This is a genomic window from Bradyrhizobium sp. (assembly GCF_035935975.1).
Taxonomy (GTDB): domain Bacteria; phylum Pseudomonadota; class Alphaproteobacteria; order Rhizobiales; family Xanthobacteraceae; genus Bradyrhizobium.
The window spans coordinates 43,913-60,368 of record NZ_DASYWN010000036.1 but is presented as its reverse complement, the minus strand read 5'-3'; the positions used below and the strand labels follow the sequence as shown (position 1 = coordinate 60,368).

Annotated in this window: 15 protein-coding genes; 8 read left to right on the top strand and 7 right to left on the bottom strand. The window is 64.5% G+C overall.

Annotated features, from left to right (window positions below):
* The first annotated feature begins 143 nt into the window (after nucleotides 1-143).
* From VGR99_RS19825 to VGR99_RS19815, 3 genes are all read left to right on the top strand, one after another.
* The gene (locus VGR99_RS19825) at nucleotides 144-1,277 is read left to right on the top strand and encodes a glycosyltransferase family 4 protein (protein ID WP_326900656.1); all 1,134 of its coding nucleotides are present in this window, start codon (nucleotides 144-146) and stop codon (nucleotides 1,275-1,277) included.
* A 119-nt stretch (nucleotides 1,278-1,396) separates the two neighbouring features.
* Nucleotides 1,397-2,944 carry an undecaprenyl-phosphate glucose phosphotransferase gene (locus tag VGR99_RS19820; RefSeq protein WP_326900655.1) on the top strand — a complete coding sequence of 516 codons (1,548 nt, stop codon included), beginning with the start codon at nucleotides 1,397-1,399 and terminating at the stop codon, nucleotides 2,942-2,944.
* Nucleotides 2,945-3,045: 101 nt separating this feature from the next.
* Nucleotides 3,046-4,299, top strand: coding sequence for an O-antigen ligase family protein (locus VGR99_RS19815; RefSeq protein WP_326900654.1), 1,254 nt, complete (start codon nucleotides 3,046-3,048; stop codon nucleotides 4,297-4,299).
* Here VGR99_RS19815 and VGR99_RS19810 read toward each other — a convergent pair.
* Nucleotides 4,274-4,744, bottom strand: coding sequence for a MarR family transcriptional regulator (locus VGR99_RS19810; RefSeq protein WP_326900684.1), 471 nt, complete (start codon nucleotides 4,742-4,744; stop codon nucleotides 4,274-4,276). The genes VGR99_RS19815 and VGR99_RS19810 overlap by 26 nt on opposite strands.
* 147 nt (nucleotides 4,745-4,891) lie before the next feature.
* On the opposite strand from VGR99_RS19810, the gene VGR99_RS19805 reads away from it, so the two are divergent.
* Entirely contained in the window at nucleotides 4,892-6,088 is a 1,197-nt protein-coding gene (locus tag VGR99_RS19805; RefSeq protein WP_326900653.1) for an FAD-dependent monooxygenase, read from the top strand.
* A gap of 146 nt (nucleotides 6,089-6,234) precedes the next feature.
* Here the strand turns inward: VGR99_RS19805 and VGR99_RS19800 are convergent, their stop codons facing one another.
* Genes VGR99_RS19800 through VGR99_RS19785 form a run of 4 tightly spaced genes read right to left on the bottom strand, consistent with a single transcriptional unit; the run spans nucleotide 6,235 to nucleotide 10,234 of the window.
* Nucleotides 6,235-7,410, bottom strand: a complete 1,176-nt coding sequence (locus VGR99_RS19800; protein WP_326900652.1) for a saccharopine dehydrogenase family protein — start codon at nucleotides 7,408-7,410, stop codon at nucleotides 6,235-6,237.
* 29 nt (nucleotides 7,411-7,439) lie between these two features.
* Entirely contained in the window at nucleotides 7,440-8,618 is a 1,179-nt protein-coding gene (locus VGR99_RS19795; RefSeq protein ID WP_326900651.1) for a saccharopine dehydrogenase family protein, read from the bottom strand.
* A 9-nt stretch (nucleotides 8,619-8,627) separates the two neighbouring features.
* Nucleotides 8,628-9,410 (bottom strand): DUF169 domain-containing protein, encoded by a 783-nt coding sequence (locus VGR99_RS19790; RefSeq protein ID WP_326900650.1) that lies wholly within the window; start codon nucleotides 9,408-9,410, stop codon nucleotides 8,628-8,630.
* Nucleotides 9,411-9,466: 56 nt separating this feature from the next.
* Complete coding sequence (locus VGR99_RS19785) at nucleotides 9,467-10,234, bottom strand: YdcF family protein (protein ID WP_326900649.1); 768 nt, start codon at nucleotides 10,232-10,234, stop codon at nucleotides 9,467-9,469.
* A 180-nt stretch (nucleotides 10,235-10,414) separates the two neighbouring features.
* Here VGR99_RS19785 and VGR99_RS19780 point away from each other — a divergent pair, with 180 nt between their 5' ends.
* From VGR99_RS19780 to VGR99_RS19770, 3 genes are all read left to right on the top strand, one after another.
* Entirely contained in the window at nucleotides 10,415-11,356 is a 942-nt protein-coding gene (locus tag VGR99_RS19780) for an acetamidase/formamidase family protein (RefSeq protein ID WP_326900648.1), read from the top strand.
* A gap of 201 nt (nucleotides 11,357-11,557) precedes the next feature.
* On the top strand, nucleotides 11,558-11,755 hold the full coding sequence (locus VGR99_RS19775; RefSeq protein WP_007603456.1) for a hypothetical protein: 198 nt from the start codon (nucleotides 11,558-11,560) through the stop codon (nucleotides 11,753-11,755).
* A gap of 71 nt (nucleotides 11,756-11,826) precedes the next feature.
* On the top strand, nucleotides 11,827-12,300 hold the full coding sequence (locus VGR99_RS19770; RefSeq protein ID WP_326900641.1) for a GcrA family cell cycle regulator: 474 nt from the start codon (nucleotides 11,827-11,829) through the stop codon (nucleotides 12,298-12,300).
* A 324-nt stretch (nucleotides 12,301-12,624) separates the two neighbouring features.
* On the opposite strand, the gene VGR99_RS19765 is transcribed toward VGR99_RS19770, so the two are convergent.
* A complete protein-coding gene (locus VGR99_RS19765; protein ID WP_326900639.1) occupies nucleotides 12,625-14,181 on the bottom strand; it encodes a porin in 1,557 nt (518 codons plus the stop codon).
* 407 nt (nucleotides 14,182-14,588) lie between these two features.
* On the opposite strand from VGR99_RS19765, the gene VGR99_RS19760 reads away from it, so the two are divergent.
* Nucleotides 14,589-15,095: a MarR family winged helix-turn-helix transcriptional regulator gene (locus VGR99_RS19760; protein ID WP_326900638.1), complete on the top strand. Its 507-nt coding sequence runs from the start codon at nucleotides 14,589-14,591 to the stop codon at nucleotides 15,093-15,095.
* A 17-nt stretch (nucleotides 15,096-15,112) separates the two neighbouring features.
* On the opposite strand, the gene VGR99_RS19755 is transcribed toward VGR99_RS19760, so the two are convergent.
* Entirely contained in the window at nucleotides 15,113-16,228 is a 1,116-nt protein-coding gene (locus tag VGR99_RS19755) for a dienelactone hydrolase (protein ID WP_326900637.1), read from the bottom strand.
* Nucleotides 16,229-16,456: the final 228 nt, after the last annotated feature.

The following is a 16,456-nucleotide window of genomic DNA, read 5'->3' as shown; positions in this document are numbered from 1 at the left end:
TAAGGTTGCTGCTGGGTTAATCGCGCCACACTGAGACAGGCACCCGCGCGCTCGTCACCGTTTGTTAACCACGAGGCCCCCTTAATCGATCTGGATATTTCGAGAATTGTCCGAGCATTCGCCGTCGAGCGCTGGTTCTGATCATGCCCCCCTCTCCCGACCGGCCGCTCCGCATCCTGCACGCCGTACGCGCGCCCGTCGGCGGCATCTTCCGCCACATCCTCGATCTCGCCAACGGCCAAATCGATCGCGGCCATCACGTCGGCATCCTCGCCGACAGCCTCACCGGCGGCGAGCGCGCCGACAAGGCGTTGGCCGAGCTCGCACCGCGGCTGAAGCTCGGCGTGCACCGCCTCGCGATCCGCCGCGAGCCGTCGCCTGATGATTTTCTGGTGTGGCTGCGGATGCGGCGCCTGATCGGCGAGCTCAAGCCTGACGTGATGCACGGACATGGCGCCAAGGCCGGCGCCTTCGTCCGCATGCGGCGACGCTCCGACGACACCATCCGCATCTACACCCCGCACGGAGGTTCGCTGCATTATCCCCTCAACACGTTCAAGGGCGAGTTCTATGCCCGCCTCGAACGCACGCTGATGGATGCGACGGACCTGTTCCTGTTCGAGAGCGCGTTTGCCCGCGACACCTATCAGCGCATCGTCGGCACGCCCAAGGGCGTGGTGCATTGCGTCTACAACGGCGTGACGCCGGAAGAATTCGAGCCTGTCACCATTGCCGAGGATGCCACCGACCTCGCCTATGTCGGCGAGTTCAGGCACATCAAGGGCGCGGATCTGCTGGTCGACGCGGTCGCGCGCCTGCACGAAGGCGGCAGGAAGGTCACGCTGACGCTCGGCGGCGACGGCGAGGAAACCGCGAAGCTGAAGGCGCAGGTCGAAAAACTCGGCCTCACGGATGCGATCCGCTTCATCGGCCACGTCAAGGCGCGCTACGGCTTCTCCAAGGGACGGCTGCTGGTCGTGCCCTCGCGCGGCGATTCCATGCCCTATGTCGTGATCGAGGCGGGCGCGGCCGGCATTCCCATGATCGCCGCCCGGGTCGGCGGCATTCCCGAGATATTCGGGCCGGAGAGCCCGGCCCTGTTCGCGGCGAGCAACGCCGAGGCGATGGCGGAAGCGATCGCGGCCGCGCTCGACGATCCGCAAGGAACCGCGCAGCACGCATCGTCCCTGCGCGAGCGCATCTCCGCGCATTTCTCCCAGCAGGCGATGGTTGACGGCGTGCTCGCGGGTTACCGCGACGCATTTACCAAACACTAACCATCCTTAAGGCCCGCTTTAGAGAATCTTCCGATTTATCCGATAATCGAGGTGCCAGGGGATGCTCACCCGGGGCGCAAAGTCGCGCCCACGGGCTTTTGGAATGGACGTGGACGCCCGTGGAACAGCTCAACGCACGCTCGATGCTCGATGCAGCCACCAGCGCTGCGGCCAAGCCCGCCGACCAACCCTTCGTAGAGCGCCGCCGCCGGCTCTCGCCCGCCGCGCTCGACGTCGTCAACCAGAAGGTCGCCCGCGCCTATTCCCCGATCGTGATCGCCGGCATCGTGCGCGCGCTCGACTTCACACTGCTGAGCCTCGTCGGCATCGTGCTCTATGTCGGCTACGTCATGCCGCTCGCCGGTTTCAGCTGGATTTACCCCGCCGAGATCGTCGCTGTCGCGGTCGCCGCCGTGGTCTGCTTCCAGGCCGCCGATATCTACCAGGTGCAACTGTTCCGCGGACATCTCCGACAGATGACGCGGATGATCTCGTCCTGGTCGTTCGTCTTCCTGCTGTTCATCGGCATCTTCTTCTTCGCCAAGTTCGGCAGCGAAATGTCGCGGCTCTGGCTTGCCGCCTTCTACTTCCTCGGTCTCGCTGCGCTCATCGCCGAACGGCTGGTACTGCGCTCGCTGGTGCGTGCCTGGGCGCGCGAGGGCCGGCTCGACCGCCGCACCATCATCGTCGGCTCCGACAGCAACGGCGAGCAGTTGGTCGAAGCGCTGAAGGCACAGGAGGATTCCGACATCCACGTGCTCGGCGTGTTCGATGACCGCAACGACAGCCGCGCGCTCGACACCTGCGCCGGCGCGCGCAAGCTCGGCAAGGTCGATGACATCGTCGAATTCGCCCGCCGCACCCGCGTCGATCTCGTGCTGTTCGCGCTGCCGATCTCGGCTGAGACGCGCATCCTGGAGATGCTGCAGAAGCTCTGGGTGCTGCCGGTGGACATCCGCCTCTCCGCGCACACCAACAAGCTGCGCTTCCGTCCGCGCTCCTATTCCTATCTCGGCGAGGTGCCGACGCTCGACGTGTTCGAGGCGCCGATCACCGACTGGGACCTGGTGATGAAATGGCTGTTCGACCGCGTCGTCGGCGGCCTCGCGCTGCTCGCGGCCCTGCCGATGATGGGTTTGGTCGCGCTGGCCATCAAGCTCGACAGCCCCGGCCCGGTGCTGTTCCGCCAGAAGCGTTTCGGCTTCAATAACGAGCGCATCGACGTCTACAAATTCCGCTCGATGTACCACCACCAGGCCGACCCGACCGCCTCCAAGGTCGTGACCAAAAACGATCCGCGCGTCACTCGCGTCGGCCGCTTCATCCGCAAGACCAGCCTCGACGAGCTGCCGCAGCTCTTCAACGTGGTGTTCTCCGGCAATCTCTCCCTGGTCGGGCCGCGTCCGCATGCGGTGCAGGGGAAGCTGCAGAGCCGCCTGTTCGACGAGGCCGTCGACGGCTATTTCGCCCGCCACCGCGTCAAGCCCGGCATCACCGGCTGGGCCCAGATCAACGGCTGGCGCGGCGAGATCGACAATCAGGAGAAGATCCAGAAGCGCGTCGAGTTCGACCTCTATTACATCGAGAACTGGTCGGTGCTGTTCGACCTCGTCATTCTCCTGAAGACGCCGATCTCGCTGCTGACCAAGAACGAGAACGCGTATTGAGATTGTGGTCATGCCCCGGTCCAGTGCGCAATTGCGCACAAGGCCGGGCGATGACAGCGATGCCTTGTGGCGTACGAGTTGCGTAAGCGTATGAGCGTGTGATGGCGTATGCGGCGACAGCCGGTGGAGTGAAGATAGCCGCACCGGCCGCACCCGGCGTGCTGGCGCTCCAGCGTGCGCTGGTGTGGCTGGTCGGCGCCTCCGGCGCCATCGTCTTCATCGAGCCGAGCCCCTACGAGATCGCGACGCTGCTCGCCACCGTCACCTTCTTCGCCACCGGCCTGCGCCTGCGGCTCGTGCTGATGCCGCTGATCCTGATGCTGGTCGTGCTCAATGTCGGCTACACCATCAGCGCGATCCCGCTGTACGACCAGCCCGAGGTGGTGAGCTGGATCGCCACCTCCTGGTACATGGCGGTGACCGTGGTGTTCTTCGCGATGGTCACCTCCGAGGACACCGCGGCCCGGCTCGACATGCTCCGCCGCGGCCTCGTGGTCGGCGCGATGATCGCCTCGCTGCTGGCGGTGGCCGGCTACTTTCACCTGGTTCCCGGCGGCGACGACCTGCTCACGCTCTACGGACGCGCGCGCGGCACGTTCAAGGACCCGAACGTGCTCGGCGCCTTCCTGATCCTGCCGGCGCTGTTCGCGCTCCAGAGCGTGGTCTCCGACAAGCTCGCCAAGGCGTTCCGCAACGTCATGGCCTTCGGCATCATGTCGCTGGCCATCCTGCTCGCCTTCTCGCGCGCCGCCTGGGGCGGCCTGGTGCTGACCTCCGCCTTCATGCTGGCGCTGATGGTGCTGACCAGCCGCAGCAATGCGCAGCGTTCGCGCATCATCGTCATGGCGATCGTCGCTGCGGTGCTGGGTATCGCGCTGATCGCGGTGCTGCTGTCATTCGATGCCACCGCCGAGATGTTCAAGCAGCGCGCCAGCTTCGACCAGAGTTACGACGAAGGCCGCTTCGGCCGGTTCGGCCGTCACATTCTCGGTGCGGAAATGGCGCTCGACCTGCCGTTCGGCATCGGCCCGCTGCAATTCCACCGCTACTTCCCCGAGGACACCCACAACTCCTACCTCAACGCCTTCATGTCGGGCGGCTGGCTGTCCGGCGTGTGCTATCCCGCGCTGGTCTTCACCACAGTCATCATGGGCTTCCGGCACATCTTCGTCCGGGTGCCCTGGCAGCGCGCTTATCTCGCGATCTTCTCCGCCTTCGTCGGCACCGTCGGCGAAAGCTTCGTGATCGACACCGACCACTGGCGCCACTTCTGGATGATGCTGGGCGCGATGTGGGGCATGATCGCGGCTGCGCAACTCTACAAGAAAACTAGCGACGAAGCTTCTTCAGCTTGAGATCCGGCCGTTTCTCCGGCGGCGTGTCGAGCAGGCTTTTCAGCGCCTCGGTTGCCGCCAGCACGCCCTTGTAGCCCTCGGTCGCAAAGCGCAGCAGCAGCCGCAGCTCCTCGTCGGAATAGGCGCCAAACACCTTCTCCATCGCCTGCTGCATCGGCACGTAGAGCTGACCGATCTTCATCGCCTTTTCCGGCACGACGGAAATGAAGACCTTGCGGCGGTCTGTCTCGTCGCGCTCGCGGCGCACGAGGCCCGCCTTCTCGAGCCGGTCGATCACGCCGGTGATGGCGCCCGTCGTCAGCCCCGTGACCTCGGCGAGCCGGCCCGCGGTGACTCGTCCCTCGAGATAGAGGATGTCCATGCATTCGAGGTCGGAATTGGCAATTCCGGCAACGTTGGCAACGGTTTGGCCATAGAGCACGCCCTGGGCGGACGACCGCCGCATCGCCTCTTCCAATTCCGCGAGCAGCGCCCCGCGCGCCTTCGTCCTTGACAAGGTCGGCCTCTTATCTTAGTCGATATATATCTTAGTCACTAAGAGATTTAGCGACCGTAATTTCTCCTAGCACCACGGAAACGTCGGGAGCAAGCCATGTCCTACCGTCCCCGCAAGGCCCTGATCATCGGCGCCGGCATCGCCGGGCCCGTCACCGCAATCCTGCTGCGCCGCGCCGGCATCGAGTCCGCGATCTACGAGGCGTGGCCCTACTCCAAGGGCATCGGCGGCGGCCTCCAGATCGCGCCGAACGGCATGCACGTGATGGACGAGATCGGCCTAGCGAACGAATTGATCAGCCGCGGCTCGGTCGCGGAGGCTTTCGACTTCTATTCGCAAGGCGGCGAGCGGCTCGGCTCGATCAACCGCGACATGGTGCGGCGTTTCGGCCAGCCGGCCGTCAACATCTCCCGTGCCGCGCTGAACGAGATCCTGATCGACAAGGCCTGGTGCGCCTGCGTCTCGCTCTATTTCGAGAAGCGCCTGATCAAGATCGAGGATCGCGGTGACCAGCCGATCGTCGCCTATTTCGCCGACGGCACCACCGCCGAAGGCGACTTCCTGATCGGCGCCGACGGCGTGCACTCGATCGCGCGGCGTCAGGTCGTGCCTGACGGGCCGCAACCCTTCAACACCGGCCTGATCGGCTTCGGCGGCTTCGTACCGCACGCCGTGCTCGACGGCCGGCCGATCGGCCGGCATGTCGAGACCACGTTCGGGCAGAGCGGCTTCTTCGGCTACGGCTATTGCAGCCCCGATCCGACCGACGGCGTGATGTGGTGGAGCACGCAGCCCGCCCACGGCATGGACGCCGCGATGTTCCGCGCGCTCGACCAGGCGACGCTGAAGCAGCATCTGCGCGGCTTCCACCACGGCTGGCGCGATCCGATCCCCGACATCATCCACGCCGCCGAGAACATCGTGGTCACCGACACGCTCGACGTCGCAACCCTGCCGACCTGGTCGCGCAAGCGCTCGCTGCTGATCGGGGACGCCGCGCATGCTACCAGCCCCCATGCCGGCCAGGGCGCCTCGCTCGCGCTGGAAGATGCGATGCGGCTCGCTCGTCTGATGCAGGAGGGCCAGGAACTCGGCGCGACCTTCCAGGCTTTCGAGGCCGAGCGGCGCCCGCGCACTGAAAAGATCGTCGCCATCGCCCGCCGCAATGGCAACAGCAAACGCGAGTTCAGCGCCACCGGCGCGTTTATCCGCAATCAGATGCTGAAATGGCTGTTGCCGCTGGGCTCGAAGAGCATGGATTTCATGTACGCGTATGATGCGCGTGCGGCGTAACGACACGAACGCTGCCGTAGAGTGGGCAAAGGCGCAACGCACCGTGCCCACCATCTCTCTCCAATCGCGACAATGGTGGGCACGCTTCCGCCTTCGCTCTTTGAGCTACGGCGGACAAGTCGCTTTGCCCACTCTACGACACTGAGCTAGCTCTCTAGCGCGAACCTCAGCCCCGCATGCTCCCGCAAGCGCTTGATCAGCTTGTGCTGCATCGCCGCGCCGGGCGTCCAGAGGCCAGCCGGGACATCGGGCGTGTCGCGCAGCAGGCAGATCGCGCATTCGGAGATCATCTTCGCCGTCGACGCGTAACCCGGATCGAGATCGCCCTTCACCGCCGCACGCACCTGACGGCCGTCGGGCGCGATCGCGACATAGAGCAGGTCGTAATGGCCGTTGGCGCGCTCTTCCTTCGACGGCCCCTCGCCGGGCTTGAGTGCTTCGGGGCCGGTCTTTTCGCTGTTGGCGGCCATCACGAGCTTGGCGTTGGCCTGTCCCTCGTCCCCCGCTCCCGTCAGCACCATCTCGTCGTAGACGAAATCCCTGCCATACGGGAATCCCATCAGCATGTTGGAGCGGTGGACATTGCGGGTGTTCAGCGTCGCCATCGCGAACGGAGCGGACCAGGATTGCAGGTCTTCCTCGAAAACAGGCTTGTTGCCGCGCGGCTGTTTCGGCCCTTCGAAGCCGGGTGTGAATGCAAAGGGGTCCTTGAGGACCGACACCAGGCTGAGGTCCTGCGCAACCGCCGCGAACGTGACCCTTGCGCTCGCCGAGGTGCCGCCGGAGAACTTCCAGCTGAGGTCGCGAACGCGTCCCTTGACGCGCGGCACCGGCGCTCCAAACACGCGCCTGGCTTCCTCCTGGACGAAGAACGCACCGAGCTCGAACGGAATGGAATCGAAGCCGCAGGAGAACATGATGCGCGCACCGCTCGCCTTAGCGGCGGCCTCATGCCTGTCGATCATCTGCTTCAACCAGATCGGCTCGCCGCAGAGATCCATGTAGTCGGTGCCCGAGGCGACGCAGGCGGCAACCAGGTCGGAACCGTAGAGCTGGTAAGGACCAACGGTGGTGATGACCAGCTTCGCCTGATCAACCATCGCCTGCAGCGACGCTGGATCGGCTGCATCCGCGACGATGAGCGGCGTGTCAGCGGGCGCGCCGATCGCATCGCGAACGGACGCGAGCTTGTCCCCGCTGCGTCCCGCCATCGCCCAGGTCGGTGCGCCGTCACCGACATAGTGCGCGGCGAGATATTCGGCGACGAGTTGGCCGGTGTAGCCGGTTGCGCCGTAGACGACGATGTCGAACTTCGCTGACACGGATCGCGCTTCCTGCAACGCCGTGGACTTTACGGCTCGACCCTGAACGTCAGCCCGGCATTGTCCTGCAGCCGCTTGATCAGCTTGTGCTGCATCGCTGCGCCCGGCGTCCAGAATCCGGCTGCAACGTCCGTCGTATCGCGCAGCATGCAGATCGCGCATTCGGAGATCATCTTCGAGGTCGAGCCGTAGCCGGGATCGCGGTCGCCGGTGACGCCGGCGCGGACCGCGCGGCCGTCGGGCGCGATCGCGACATAGAGCAAATTGAAGAGCCCGTTCTCCCGCTCCTCCTTCGACGGCCCCTCGCCCGGCTTCGGCGCGTTCGGGCCTGTCTTCTCGGCGTTGGCGGCCATCACGCGCTTGGCGTTGGCCTCGCCCTTCTCGCCTGGACCGGTCAAAACCATCTCGTCGTAGACGAAGTCCTGGCCGTAGGGAAAGCCCATCAACATATTGGAGCGATGGACGTTGCGGGTGTTGATCAGCGCCATCATGAAGGGCGCCGCCCATGATTGCAGGTCCTCCTCGAGCAACGACCTGTTGCCCTTCGGCTGCTTCGGACCTGTGAAGCCGGGCGTCAGCGCGAACGGATCGTTCAGGATCGCGATGAGGCTGATGTCCTTGGCGACTGCATCGAATGTCGCCTTGGCGCTCGCCGCGGTGCCGCCCGAGAGCGTGCCGCGCATGTCGCGCACACGGCCCTTCACGCGCGCGGCGGGCGCGCCGAACACGCGCTTGGCCTCTTCCTGCACGAAGAAAGCACCGAGCTCGAACGGCACGGAATCGAAGCCGCAGGAAAATACGATGCGCGCGCCGCTCTCTTTCGCCGCGGCCTCGTACTTGTCGATCATCTGCCGCATCCAGATCGGCTCGCCACAGAGATCGAAATAATCCGTGCCGGTGTCGACGCAGGCCGCGAGCAGTTGCTCGCCGTAAAGCTGATACGGACCAACCGTCGTGATCACCGACATCGTGCGCTCCGCCATCGCCTTCAGCGAGGCGGCGTCCGATGCATCCGCGACAATCAGCTGCGTATTCCCGGGCGCGCCGATCGCATCGCGCACCGATTTCAGCTTGCCGAGGCTGCGGCCCGCCATCGCCCATTTGAGTGTCCTGTCGCTCTTATAATGCTGAGTCAGATACTCAGCGACGAGTTGGCCGGTGAAACCGGTCGCGCCGTAGACGACGATGTCGAATTTCTCAGAGCTCATGGTCGGCCTTCACTTCTTCGCGTAACTCACGCCCATGCCGGCACGGACGTCGCTTTGAATACCATAGGGCGGGATCGGATAGCGCAGCCCGTTCCTGGCCAGCGCCTTCATGCCCTCGATCGCCTTGGCGAGATGCGCCGGCTTCAGGGCCATCAGCATCTCCTCGTCCGGCACGCCGCCATAGCGCCGTTCGGCATAGCATGGCAAGGACAGGCTCGGCTCGCCGGTTTTCAGCGCCCGCCCCCAGGAATCCGCGCAGGCCGTCTCGCCGACCACGCCCCATTCGAACTTCTTGTAGCCGGTATATTGCAGCCCGTTGATCAGGATGATCATTTGCCCCGGCGTCGCATAGACGAGGCAGATGTCGGGCGGATCGAGCCGGCCGCTGGCGAGCGGACTGACCGCGAGGGCCTGATAGTGACCGAACGGAACCACATCCAGCGCCTCCTGGCGCTTGCGTGCGTCCTCCGCGGTACCGTGCCAGACCCCGACATAGTTCTCGCCGGCGAGCCATTTGTCGTCCTGCGGGCTGAGGCCAATCACCGCGCGGCACTGCGCGCCGACGAGATCGTCACCGGTGATGCCGACGGTCCAGCCGAGCCGCGAGGCCATGCTGACGATCTGGTCGGTGGTGTGAACCGCATTCGGCCGCCGGATCTTCGGGATCGCCTCCATCTCCGCGGCCTGCGCGAACAGCTTCATGCCGATCACGGTCGTCTTCAGCCGCAACAGGCTGTTGAGATCGGCAACGAGACCGGCAAGATCGATCCTGTCTGCGCTTTGCTGCTGCATGGCGTCCTCCCGGCCGGCAATCCACGCGCCGGTGCTGTGTTGTTGTTTCCCTCGTTCTAGTCCTTGCCCGGCCCCGGAAGCAACTCGCCGGTTCGGCCCATGACGCGGTATGCGGCGAGGCCGATCCATTCCCGCATCGCGACGTCGGTCTTCTCGAGCCCCTCCCGTCCGTTACGGGTAAAGGCGAAAAGCTCGTCACGGCCGCCCATGCGCCAGTCGACGGGATAGGCTTCGACGTCAAACCCGGCCTTGCGAAAGATCCCCATCGAGCGCGGCATGTGGAAGGCCGACGTGACCAGCAGCCAGCGCTCGCCCGGCTTCGGCGCGACCATTTGCTTCGTGAAGATCGCGTTCTCCCAGGTGTTGCGGGAGTCGCGCTCGAGGATGATGCGCTCTTTCGGGATGCCGAGGTTCTCCAGGATCGGCGCGGAATAGTCGGCTTCCCTCGCCTCGGTCGCGATCAGGTTCGACGTACCCCCGGTGAAGACGATGCGTGCTTTCGGATAGCGGCGCGCGAGGTCGGCCGGCGCCAGCATCCGATCGGCCGCGTACGCGACGACCGGCGTGCGATGCGCCGCCGACAGATCGGTGTCGACGGAGCCACCGAGCACGATGATTCCGTCGGGCGCGCCGCGCGACGGGTCCCATGCCGGAAAGCGCGACTCCAGCGGATACAGCAGGAGATTGCCGAGCGGCGAGAACGCGGACAGTGCCAGCAGGATCAGCGTGGCTACGGCAAGCTTGCGGCCGAGCGCGACAAAGCGCGTCGCCATCAACAGCAGCGACAGGATCCCGAGCTCGACCAGGAGATTGATCGGCAGCAATGCGGTGCCGAGGGTCTTGGAGAGAACGAAATACAGGGGAGCCTCGCTGGAATGACCGTGCCGGGCTTGACCGGCCCGTCCATCTTCAGAAATCCTTTGAAAGAGGATCGATCGCCCGGTCAAGCCCGGGCATAACAGGTTCTCATGACGAGAGCTGATGAAACCGGACGGACGCGGCAAATGACCCATCACCACCTGCATTCCAGCCCCGAGACCTGCCATTGGGGCTTCTTCGAAGCCGCGCTCAAGCCCGTGCTCACCGTCAAGAGCGGCGACGAGGTGACGGTCGACACCATCAGCGGCGGCCCGGACATGCTGCCCGACCGCGACAAGTTTCACATTCCGCCGGAGATGCACGACGTTCACGCCCGGAGCGAGCGCCTGCTGCCCGGCCACATCCTCACCGGCCCGATCGCCGTCGAGGGCGCCGAGCCCGGCGACGTGCTGGCGGTCGAGATCCTCGACGCCCAGCTCCGGCAGGACTGGGGCTGGAACATGATCAAGCCGCTGTCCGGCACCCTGCCCGACGATTTCCACGAGACGCGCGTCCTCAACATCCCGCTGGACCGGACGCGGATGGTCGGCCGCATGCCCTGGGGCCTCGACCTGCCGCTCAAGCCGTTCTTCGGGGTGATGGGCGTGTCCCCGCCGCCGGCCTGGGGCCGGATCTCCTCGCTGATCCCGCGCGCGATGGGCGGCAATCTCGACAATAAGGAGCTCGGCGCCGGCGCGACCTTGTACCTGCCGGTGTTCGTCCCGGGCGCAATGTTCTCCTGCGGCGACGGCCATGGCGTGCAGGGCGACGGCGAGGTCTGCGTCACCGCGATCGAGACCGCGCTGCAGGGCCGCTTCCGCCTGACGCTGCGCAAGGACCTCAGGCTAAATTATCCCCGCGCCGAGACGGCGAGCCACTACATCACCATGGCGATGGACCCCGACCTCGACCAGTGCGCGGTGCGCGCGCTGCGCGACATGATCGTGCTGCTCGGCGAGAAGCGAAACCTGTCGCGCGAGGACGCCTACACGCTGTGCAGCCTTGCCGCCGATCTCAGGGTGACCCAGACCGTGAACGGCTCCAAGGGCATCCATTGCATGATCGAAAAGGCGCTGGTGCACGGCTGAGCCGGCCCGGCATTTCCTGACCCGTTGACGCCACGTCGCCGCCCGGCCGTCCGCGCGGCGCGCTGAATCGCGTAAAATTTCTCCTGTGATTCCAATCGGATAAACGTCAAGCGCAGGTTGCATTTGACTTCTGGCCATGGACCTAAATAGAGTCTTAATCGTTACTTTTATGTACCCGAGTAAGAGGCTAGCGTTCGGGCCATGGCCACCGAAAAAGCCGAGACTGACCGCATCCCCGTAACCTTGGCGCTCTCGACCATCACCTATCTGGAGAAATTGGTGAGACAGGGCACCCACGGCACCAGCGTTCCCGGCGTCGCACGTACCTTGATCGAGGAAGGCATCCGTCTCGCCATCAAGGACGGGCTTTTGTCGATTCGCGACAATGGCAGGACGTGAGCGCGCGCCGAACGTGAAGCGGACGGATCTCGGATGCGGATGGCCGACATCTGCAACCTGGGACCGTTACAATGCCTGTTCTCTCACCAACCTGGACTGACGAACGAATTGAAATCCTGAGGCGGCACTTCGACGCCGGCCTCACCTGCAGCGAGATCGCCGCCGACATCGGCGTCAGCCGCAACGCCGTGATCGGCAAATTGTCCCGGCTCAATCTCACGCGCGGACGCACGCTCGACGACCGCAAGGTTCACGACAGGAGCACCGCGCGCGCCTCGAGGGCGGTGCCGCGGCTGCAATATGAGATGCTCGCCTCGATCTATGGCGAGACTGATGCGCCGGTGGCCACAGGCCCGATCGACGAGGCCAATCGCTGCTCGCTGCTGGAACTCGCGGAGAACCGCTGCCGCTGGCCGATCTCGACGCCGGGCGCGGAGGATTTCTGCTTCTGCGGCAACACTGCGCCCGACGGCCAGTCCTATTGCGCAGGCCACAGCCGTCTCGCCTACCGGCCGAACTCGCGCGCCCGCATGATGCGCGGCTAAAGGTTGGTTCGAGGCGTTTTCCTGATGCGAAGCGGAACCGCTTCGCTCGAAGATGCCCTGCTGCAAAACGAAAAACCTCCGGCGGGGCATCACCGGAGGTTTCTGGAGGCTTAGCGTGAAGCTAAGAGCCGCAACTTTCGTATTCGGCTGAGAGCTATATAGCTGATCAACTCAGGTAAGTAAATAAATTTGAGCGCGATCGAATCGCATAGCTCGTCTTCGTCTCGCGCACGGGAAAAACGGATTTTCCGAACCCCCCTCTCCCCAAGAAAAAGCCCCGGCGGTTTCCCGCCGGGGCTTCGTCAAGTCCGAAGACCTCTGGGCTTACCAGTTGCGCTGGGCGCGCAGCAGCAGGCTGTAGGTGTCCTGGTCCTTCAGCTCGTAGGTCGCGGCCGGCTTGGCAACGCTCGTCAGCGCACCGGTCGTGATCACGCCCGAGTACTTCTGGTCGAGGTGGCTGTAGGTGAAGTCAGCCGAGAAGGTCAGGTTCTTCACCGGGGTCCAGCGGGTGATGACACCGACCTGACCGATGTTGAAGTCCGGGTTGCAGGTGCCGGTCAGGGTCGCGAACGCAGCGCTACCGCAGATCAGGCCCTTCGCCGTGCTGCTGTAGTTGACCGCAGCCCACGCGCCGTACAGCGCCGTGTTCCAGTACGGGCTCCAGTTGTGGGTGTAGGCGCCACGGAAGCCGTAGGTCTTGGTCAGTTCGAGGCCGCCGCCGGGACCGTACACCGCGTCAGACACGCCGGCGAAGCCGATGCTCTGATACGCGCCGCTGGAGCTGCCGAACATCGAGTAGCTGGTCGCAGCCAGCTCCTGGAAGTTGTAGCGGCTCGCGCCGTCGGTGTAGACGCCCGAAACGTTGATCACGTCGCCAGCACCGGTCGGGATGTTCTTGATCTGCAAGGCCAGCTGAACGGCCCAGCCCCACTTGTCTTCGGGGTGACCGGTGACTTCGGTCGCGCCGTAGTAGCCGACGTGGTTGTCGTGCGCGGCAACCGAAGCCTGGAACAGGCCCCAGGCCTGGTCGACGCGGACCGCGCCGACGAGGTCGGGAGCCCTGCTGCCGCCGAGAGCGTTCGAACCGTAGGCACCGCCGAGAACGCCCGTGGTGGACATGCCGGCGGTGTTCCAGAGGTTGGTCTGGAAGACCTGCGTCTGGTCCTGCGCCGAGAAGATCGCCGTGATGCCCTGGCCGAAGTCAGCCGTGTAGGTGAACTGGGCAACACCGTTGGTGGTGCCGCTGCCGCCGACCAGCTGGTCGAAGTTGTTGCCGGGATAGTTGATCCAGGGTGCGTCGAACTGCGACACGGCCTTACCCATGGTGAAGCCGGCGAACTGGATGAAGGCGTAGTAGACGCCGAGCGCGCCGCCGGAGATACCGCCGTCGGTGCCGTTGACTGCGCCGCCGCTCGAGCCGGTGAGGGCAGTGCCGGCCGCGTTGAGGCCGAGCGTGCCGCTGTACTGGGTTCCGCCCGTCGCCGAGCCGTTGCCGACATAGTTGCCAGTCGTCCAGGTGAAGACCGCATCGAAATAGGTGCGGACCACGCCGTACTCGGTCGCGGTACGCGTGTCGATGTTGAGATCTTCACGAGCGCGCATCGAATAGTAGTTCGTCAGGCGGTTGTTGGCCGCGAAAACGTTGTTGTACTGGGCGCTGTAGTTGCCGCCGGCGTTGAGCGCGACTTCCGCGCGCAGATAGCCGCCGAGCTTGATGCAGGTGTCGGTGCCCGGGATGTAGTAGAAACCCGCGCCATAGAGCGAGCAGATCTTCACGTATTCGACCGCCTTGGCCTTGACCGGAAGATCAGCCGCCTGAGCTCCACCGACGGCGATCAGACCCGCCGCAGTGCCGAGCAAAAGGCTCTTCACCACTTTCATTTAAAACCTCCAAGTTGCTCATTTTACGGAGACCGGACCGTGAGGCCCCCCAGATCCCCGTCTCTTCAAATCCGCTCGGCCGCTGCGCGCTTTCGGACACACCCGCATTCGACGCGAGGGACGTGAGCGAACCACCTGTAACGGGACGATCGAGTACCCCCCACCGTCACGAGCCAATATGCCTGCGCCGTTCGGCTAATCAAAATAGTTTATTAGATCAGCTTTGTGGTTTCACTAAGCCTGTGCCCCGCGGGCAACACCCGGGTGCGACAAAGATGCTGATCTGCTCATCTTTGTAATTTTAGTGACAAAATTACCCTGCTCTGCACTTGCGTCAGGGCAGGCTTGCGTGGACTATGACCTCCCACGACGGCAGCCGGAAGAATCTAGTTCACGGGAGTGACGCTGTGTCCGCGACGAGGAAGGAAGGAGCGCGCATGCGCTCCGTCGGCAACCTGGATATCATCAGGCGCTTCACCTGGGAGATATCGTCGATCAACATGCATCTCGAGGAGCTGCGTCAGTTCTGGGCGAGGACGCTCGGCATCAGCGGCCCGCAATGGTTGATCCTGATGGCGATCTCCGACCTCGACAAGGACGACGGCGTTCCGGTCAACGTGGTCTCCAAGCTGCTCCACGTCGACCCGTCCTTCGTCACCACCCAGTCCAAGCTTCTGGAGAAGAAGGGCCTGCTGCGCCGCCGCCCCTCGCCGACCGATGCCCGCGTGGTGCGGCTATCGCTGGTCGACAAGACGCAGAAGCACATCGCGAGCCTCAACGAACAGTACAAGACGATTCGCGAATTCGTCTTCCAGGAGTTCGACGAGAACGAGCTGACGGAATTCACCGCAAAGCTCGCAACGCTGAAGACCCGCCTCGAGAAGGCCTGCGTGAGAATCTCGCTCGACTTCTGAGCTTCAGGGACTGCCGATCAGATCCGCCGGCCGGCGGCGCCGAGTCGCGTTTCCAGCCAGTCGAAGATGTACTCGTTGGCAAGGCTCGGATTGTCCGCGTGGGCCTGCGCCGCGCCGGTCTCCGCCGCCGTGAACACCTTCAGCACGATATCCGTGCTGCCGAACTGCGATTTCTGCACGATCTGGCGCGCCCGGTCGGCCTTGAGCCAGCCGTCCTCGCCGAGCGTGATCAGCACGGGGCAGTCGGCGCTGGAAGCCATCAGCGGCGTATGCGGCACCGGGACGATGCTGAGATCGCTCATCGCAAAGCGGCTGGCGAAGAAGGATCGTTCATGCAGATCCCACAGCCCGCCGTCGCAGACGGCCGCGGCCAGCCGCGGCTCCTGCAGCACCGCACGCGCCACGAAGGAAGAGCCCCACCCGTCCGCCACGATCGCGACGCGATCGAAATCGACGTCGCCGCGCGTCTCCAGATAGTCCATGGCGCTGGCGATCGCGCTCTCGAGATCGCGGCGCTGCAGAAGCGTATCGGTGTAATCGTCGCGCTCGGTGCCGAGCAGGTCGAGCGCAAGCATCGACAAGCCGCGCTCGCGCGCATGCGGCGCAAGCTTGAACAGAAACTCTTCCTTGCGGTGACCGGGCTCTCCGATGCAGATCACGGTCGGAGCCCGACCGCCCGACGACGACGCGGGCAGGAAGTAACCCTGCAGCGCATGATCCTCGACCCACGGGATGGTCACGACCTCGCCGCCCGGCGCGCGCGCCGTGAGATAGCGGCGGGCGCATTCCTGCATCGCCAGCACGGCGACCCAGCGGCGCTCGTCCGCCTGGTCGAGCGGCATTGCGGCTGCACCGTAGTAATTCAGGGCGCGCAGCCAGTTGCGCTGCGCGGTCGCCATGTGGCCTTCGGCGAAAGCCGCCTCGGCACGATGGCGGTTGGCCCGTGCCAGCTTCTTCCACTCGCGATGCCAGGATTGTTCGTCGCCGCGCTTGAGCTGCCGTGCGATCATCAGGCATTCCGCGATCGTGGCCCCACCCTCCTGGGCTGCTGTGAGGAGCCGCGTGAACTCAGCGGAAATGTCCTCTCTCTCCGGGCAGAGGATCCAGTCGTCGGAGAGGCATGCGGGTATCATCGGAGCTACGCTCTATCATCGCGTTACCCCTGATTCACTAAACTATTTTGGTTCCCCAACCAAGCCGCCGTGCGCCGAATGAGACCCGTTTGCCATCACCATCGCTTGAACGATGCTTGATGGCCAACGGCGTCGCATGCGTGACATTCGAATTTGTCATGCGACGGCAACATTGGCAGGAGATGGCACGTAAAATTACCGGGCGCATCTCTTGCCATGACGATCATC

Coding starts and splice junctions, on each gene's coding strand:
- VGR99_RS19825 (WP_326900656.1), top strand. CDS start 144: ATGCCCCCCTCTCCCGACCGGCCGCTCCGCATCCTGCACGCCGTACGC.
- VGR99_RS19815 (WP_326900654.1), top strand. CDS start 3,046: ATGGCGTATGCGGCGACAGCCGGTGGAGTGAAGATAGCCGCACCGGCC.
- VGR99_RS19810 (WP_326900684.1), bottom strand. CDS start 4,744: ATGCGGCGGTCGTCCGCCCAGGGCGTGCTCTATGGCCAAACCGTTGCC.
- VGR99_RS19805 (WP_326900653.1), top strand. CDS start 4,892: ATGTCCTACCGTCCCCGCAAGGCCCTGATCATCGGCGCCGGCATCGCC.
- VGR99_RS19795 (WP_326900651.1), bottom strand. CDS start 8,618: ATGAGCTCTGAGAAATTCGACATCGTCGTCTACGGCGCGACCGGTTTC.
- VGR99_RS19790 (WP_326900650.1), bottom strand. CDS start 9,410: ATGCAGCAGCAAAGCGCAGACAGGATCGATCTTGCCGGTCTCGTTGCC.
- VGR99_RS19780 (WP_326900648.1), top strand. CDS start 10,415: ATGACCCATCACCACCTGCATTCCAGCCCCGAGACCTGCCATTGGGGC.
- VGR99_RS19775 (WP_007603456.1), top strand. CDS start 11,558: ATGGCCACCGAAAAAGCCGAGACTGACCGCATCCCCGTAACCTTGGCG.
- VGR99_RS19770 (WP_326900641.1), top strand. CDS start 11,827: ATGCCTGTTCTCTCACCAACCTGGACTGACGAACGAATTGAAATCCTG.
- VGR99_RS19765 (WP_326900639.1), bottom strand. CDS start 14,181: ATGAAAGTGGTGAAGAGCCTTTTGCTCGGCACTGCGGCGGGTCTGATC.
- VGR99_RS19755 (WP_326900637.1), bottom strand. CDS start 16,228: ATGATACCCGCATGCCTCTCCGACGACTGGATCCTCTGCCCGGAGAGA.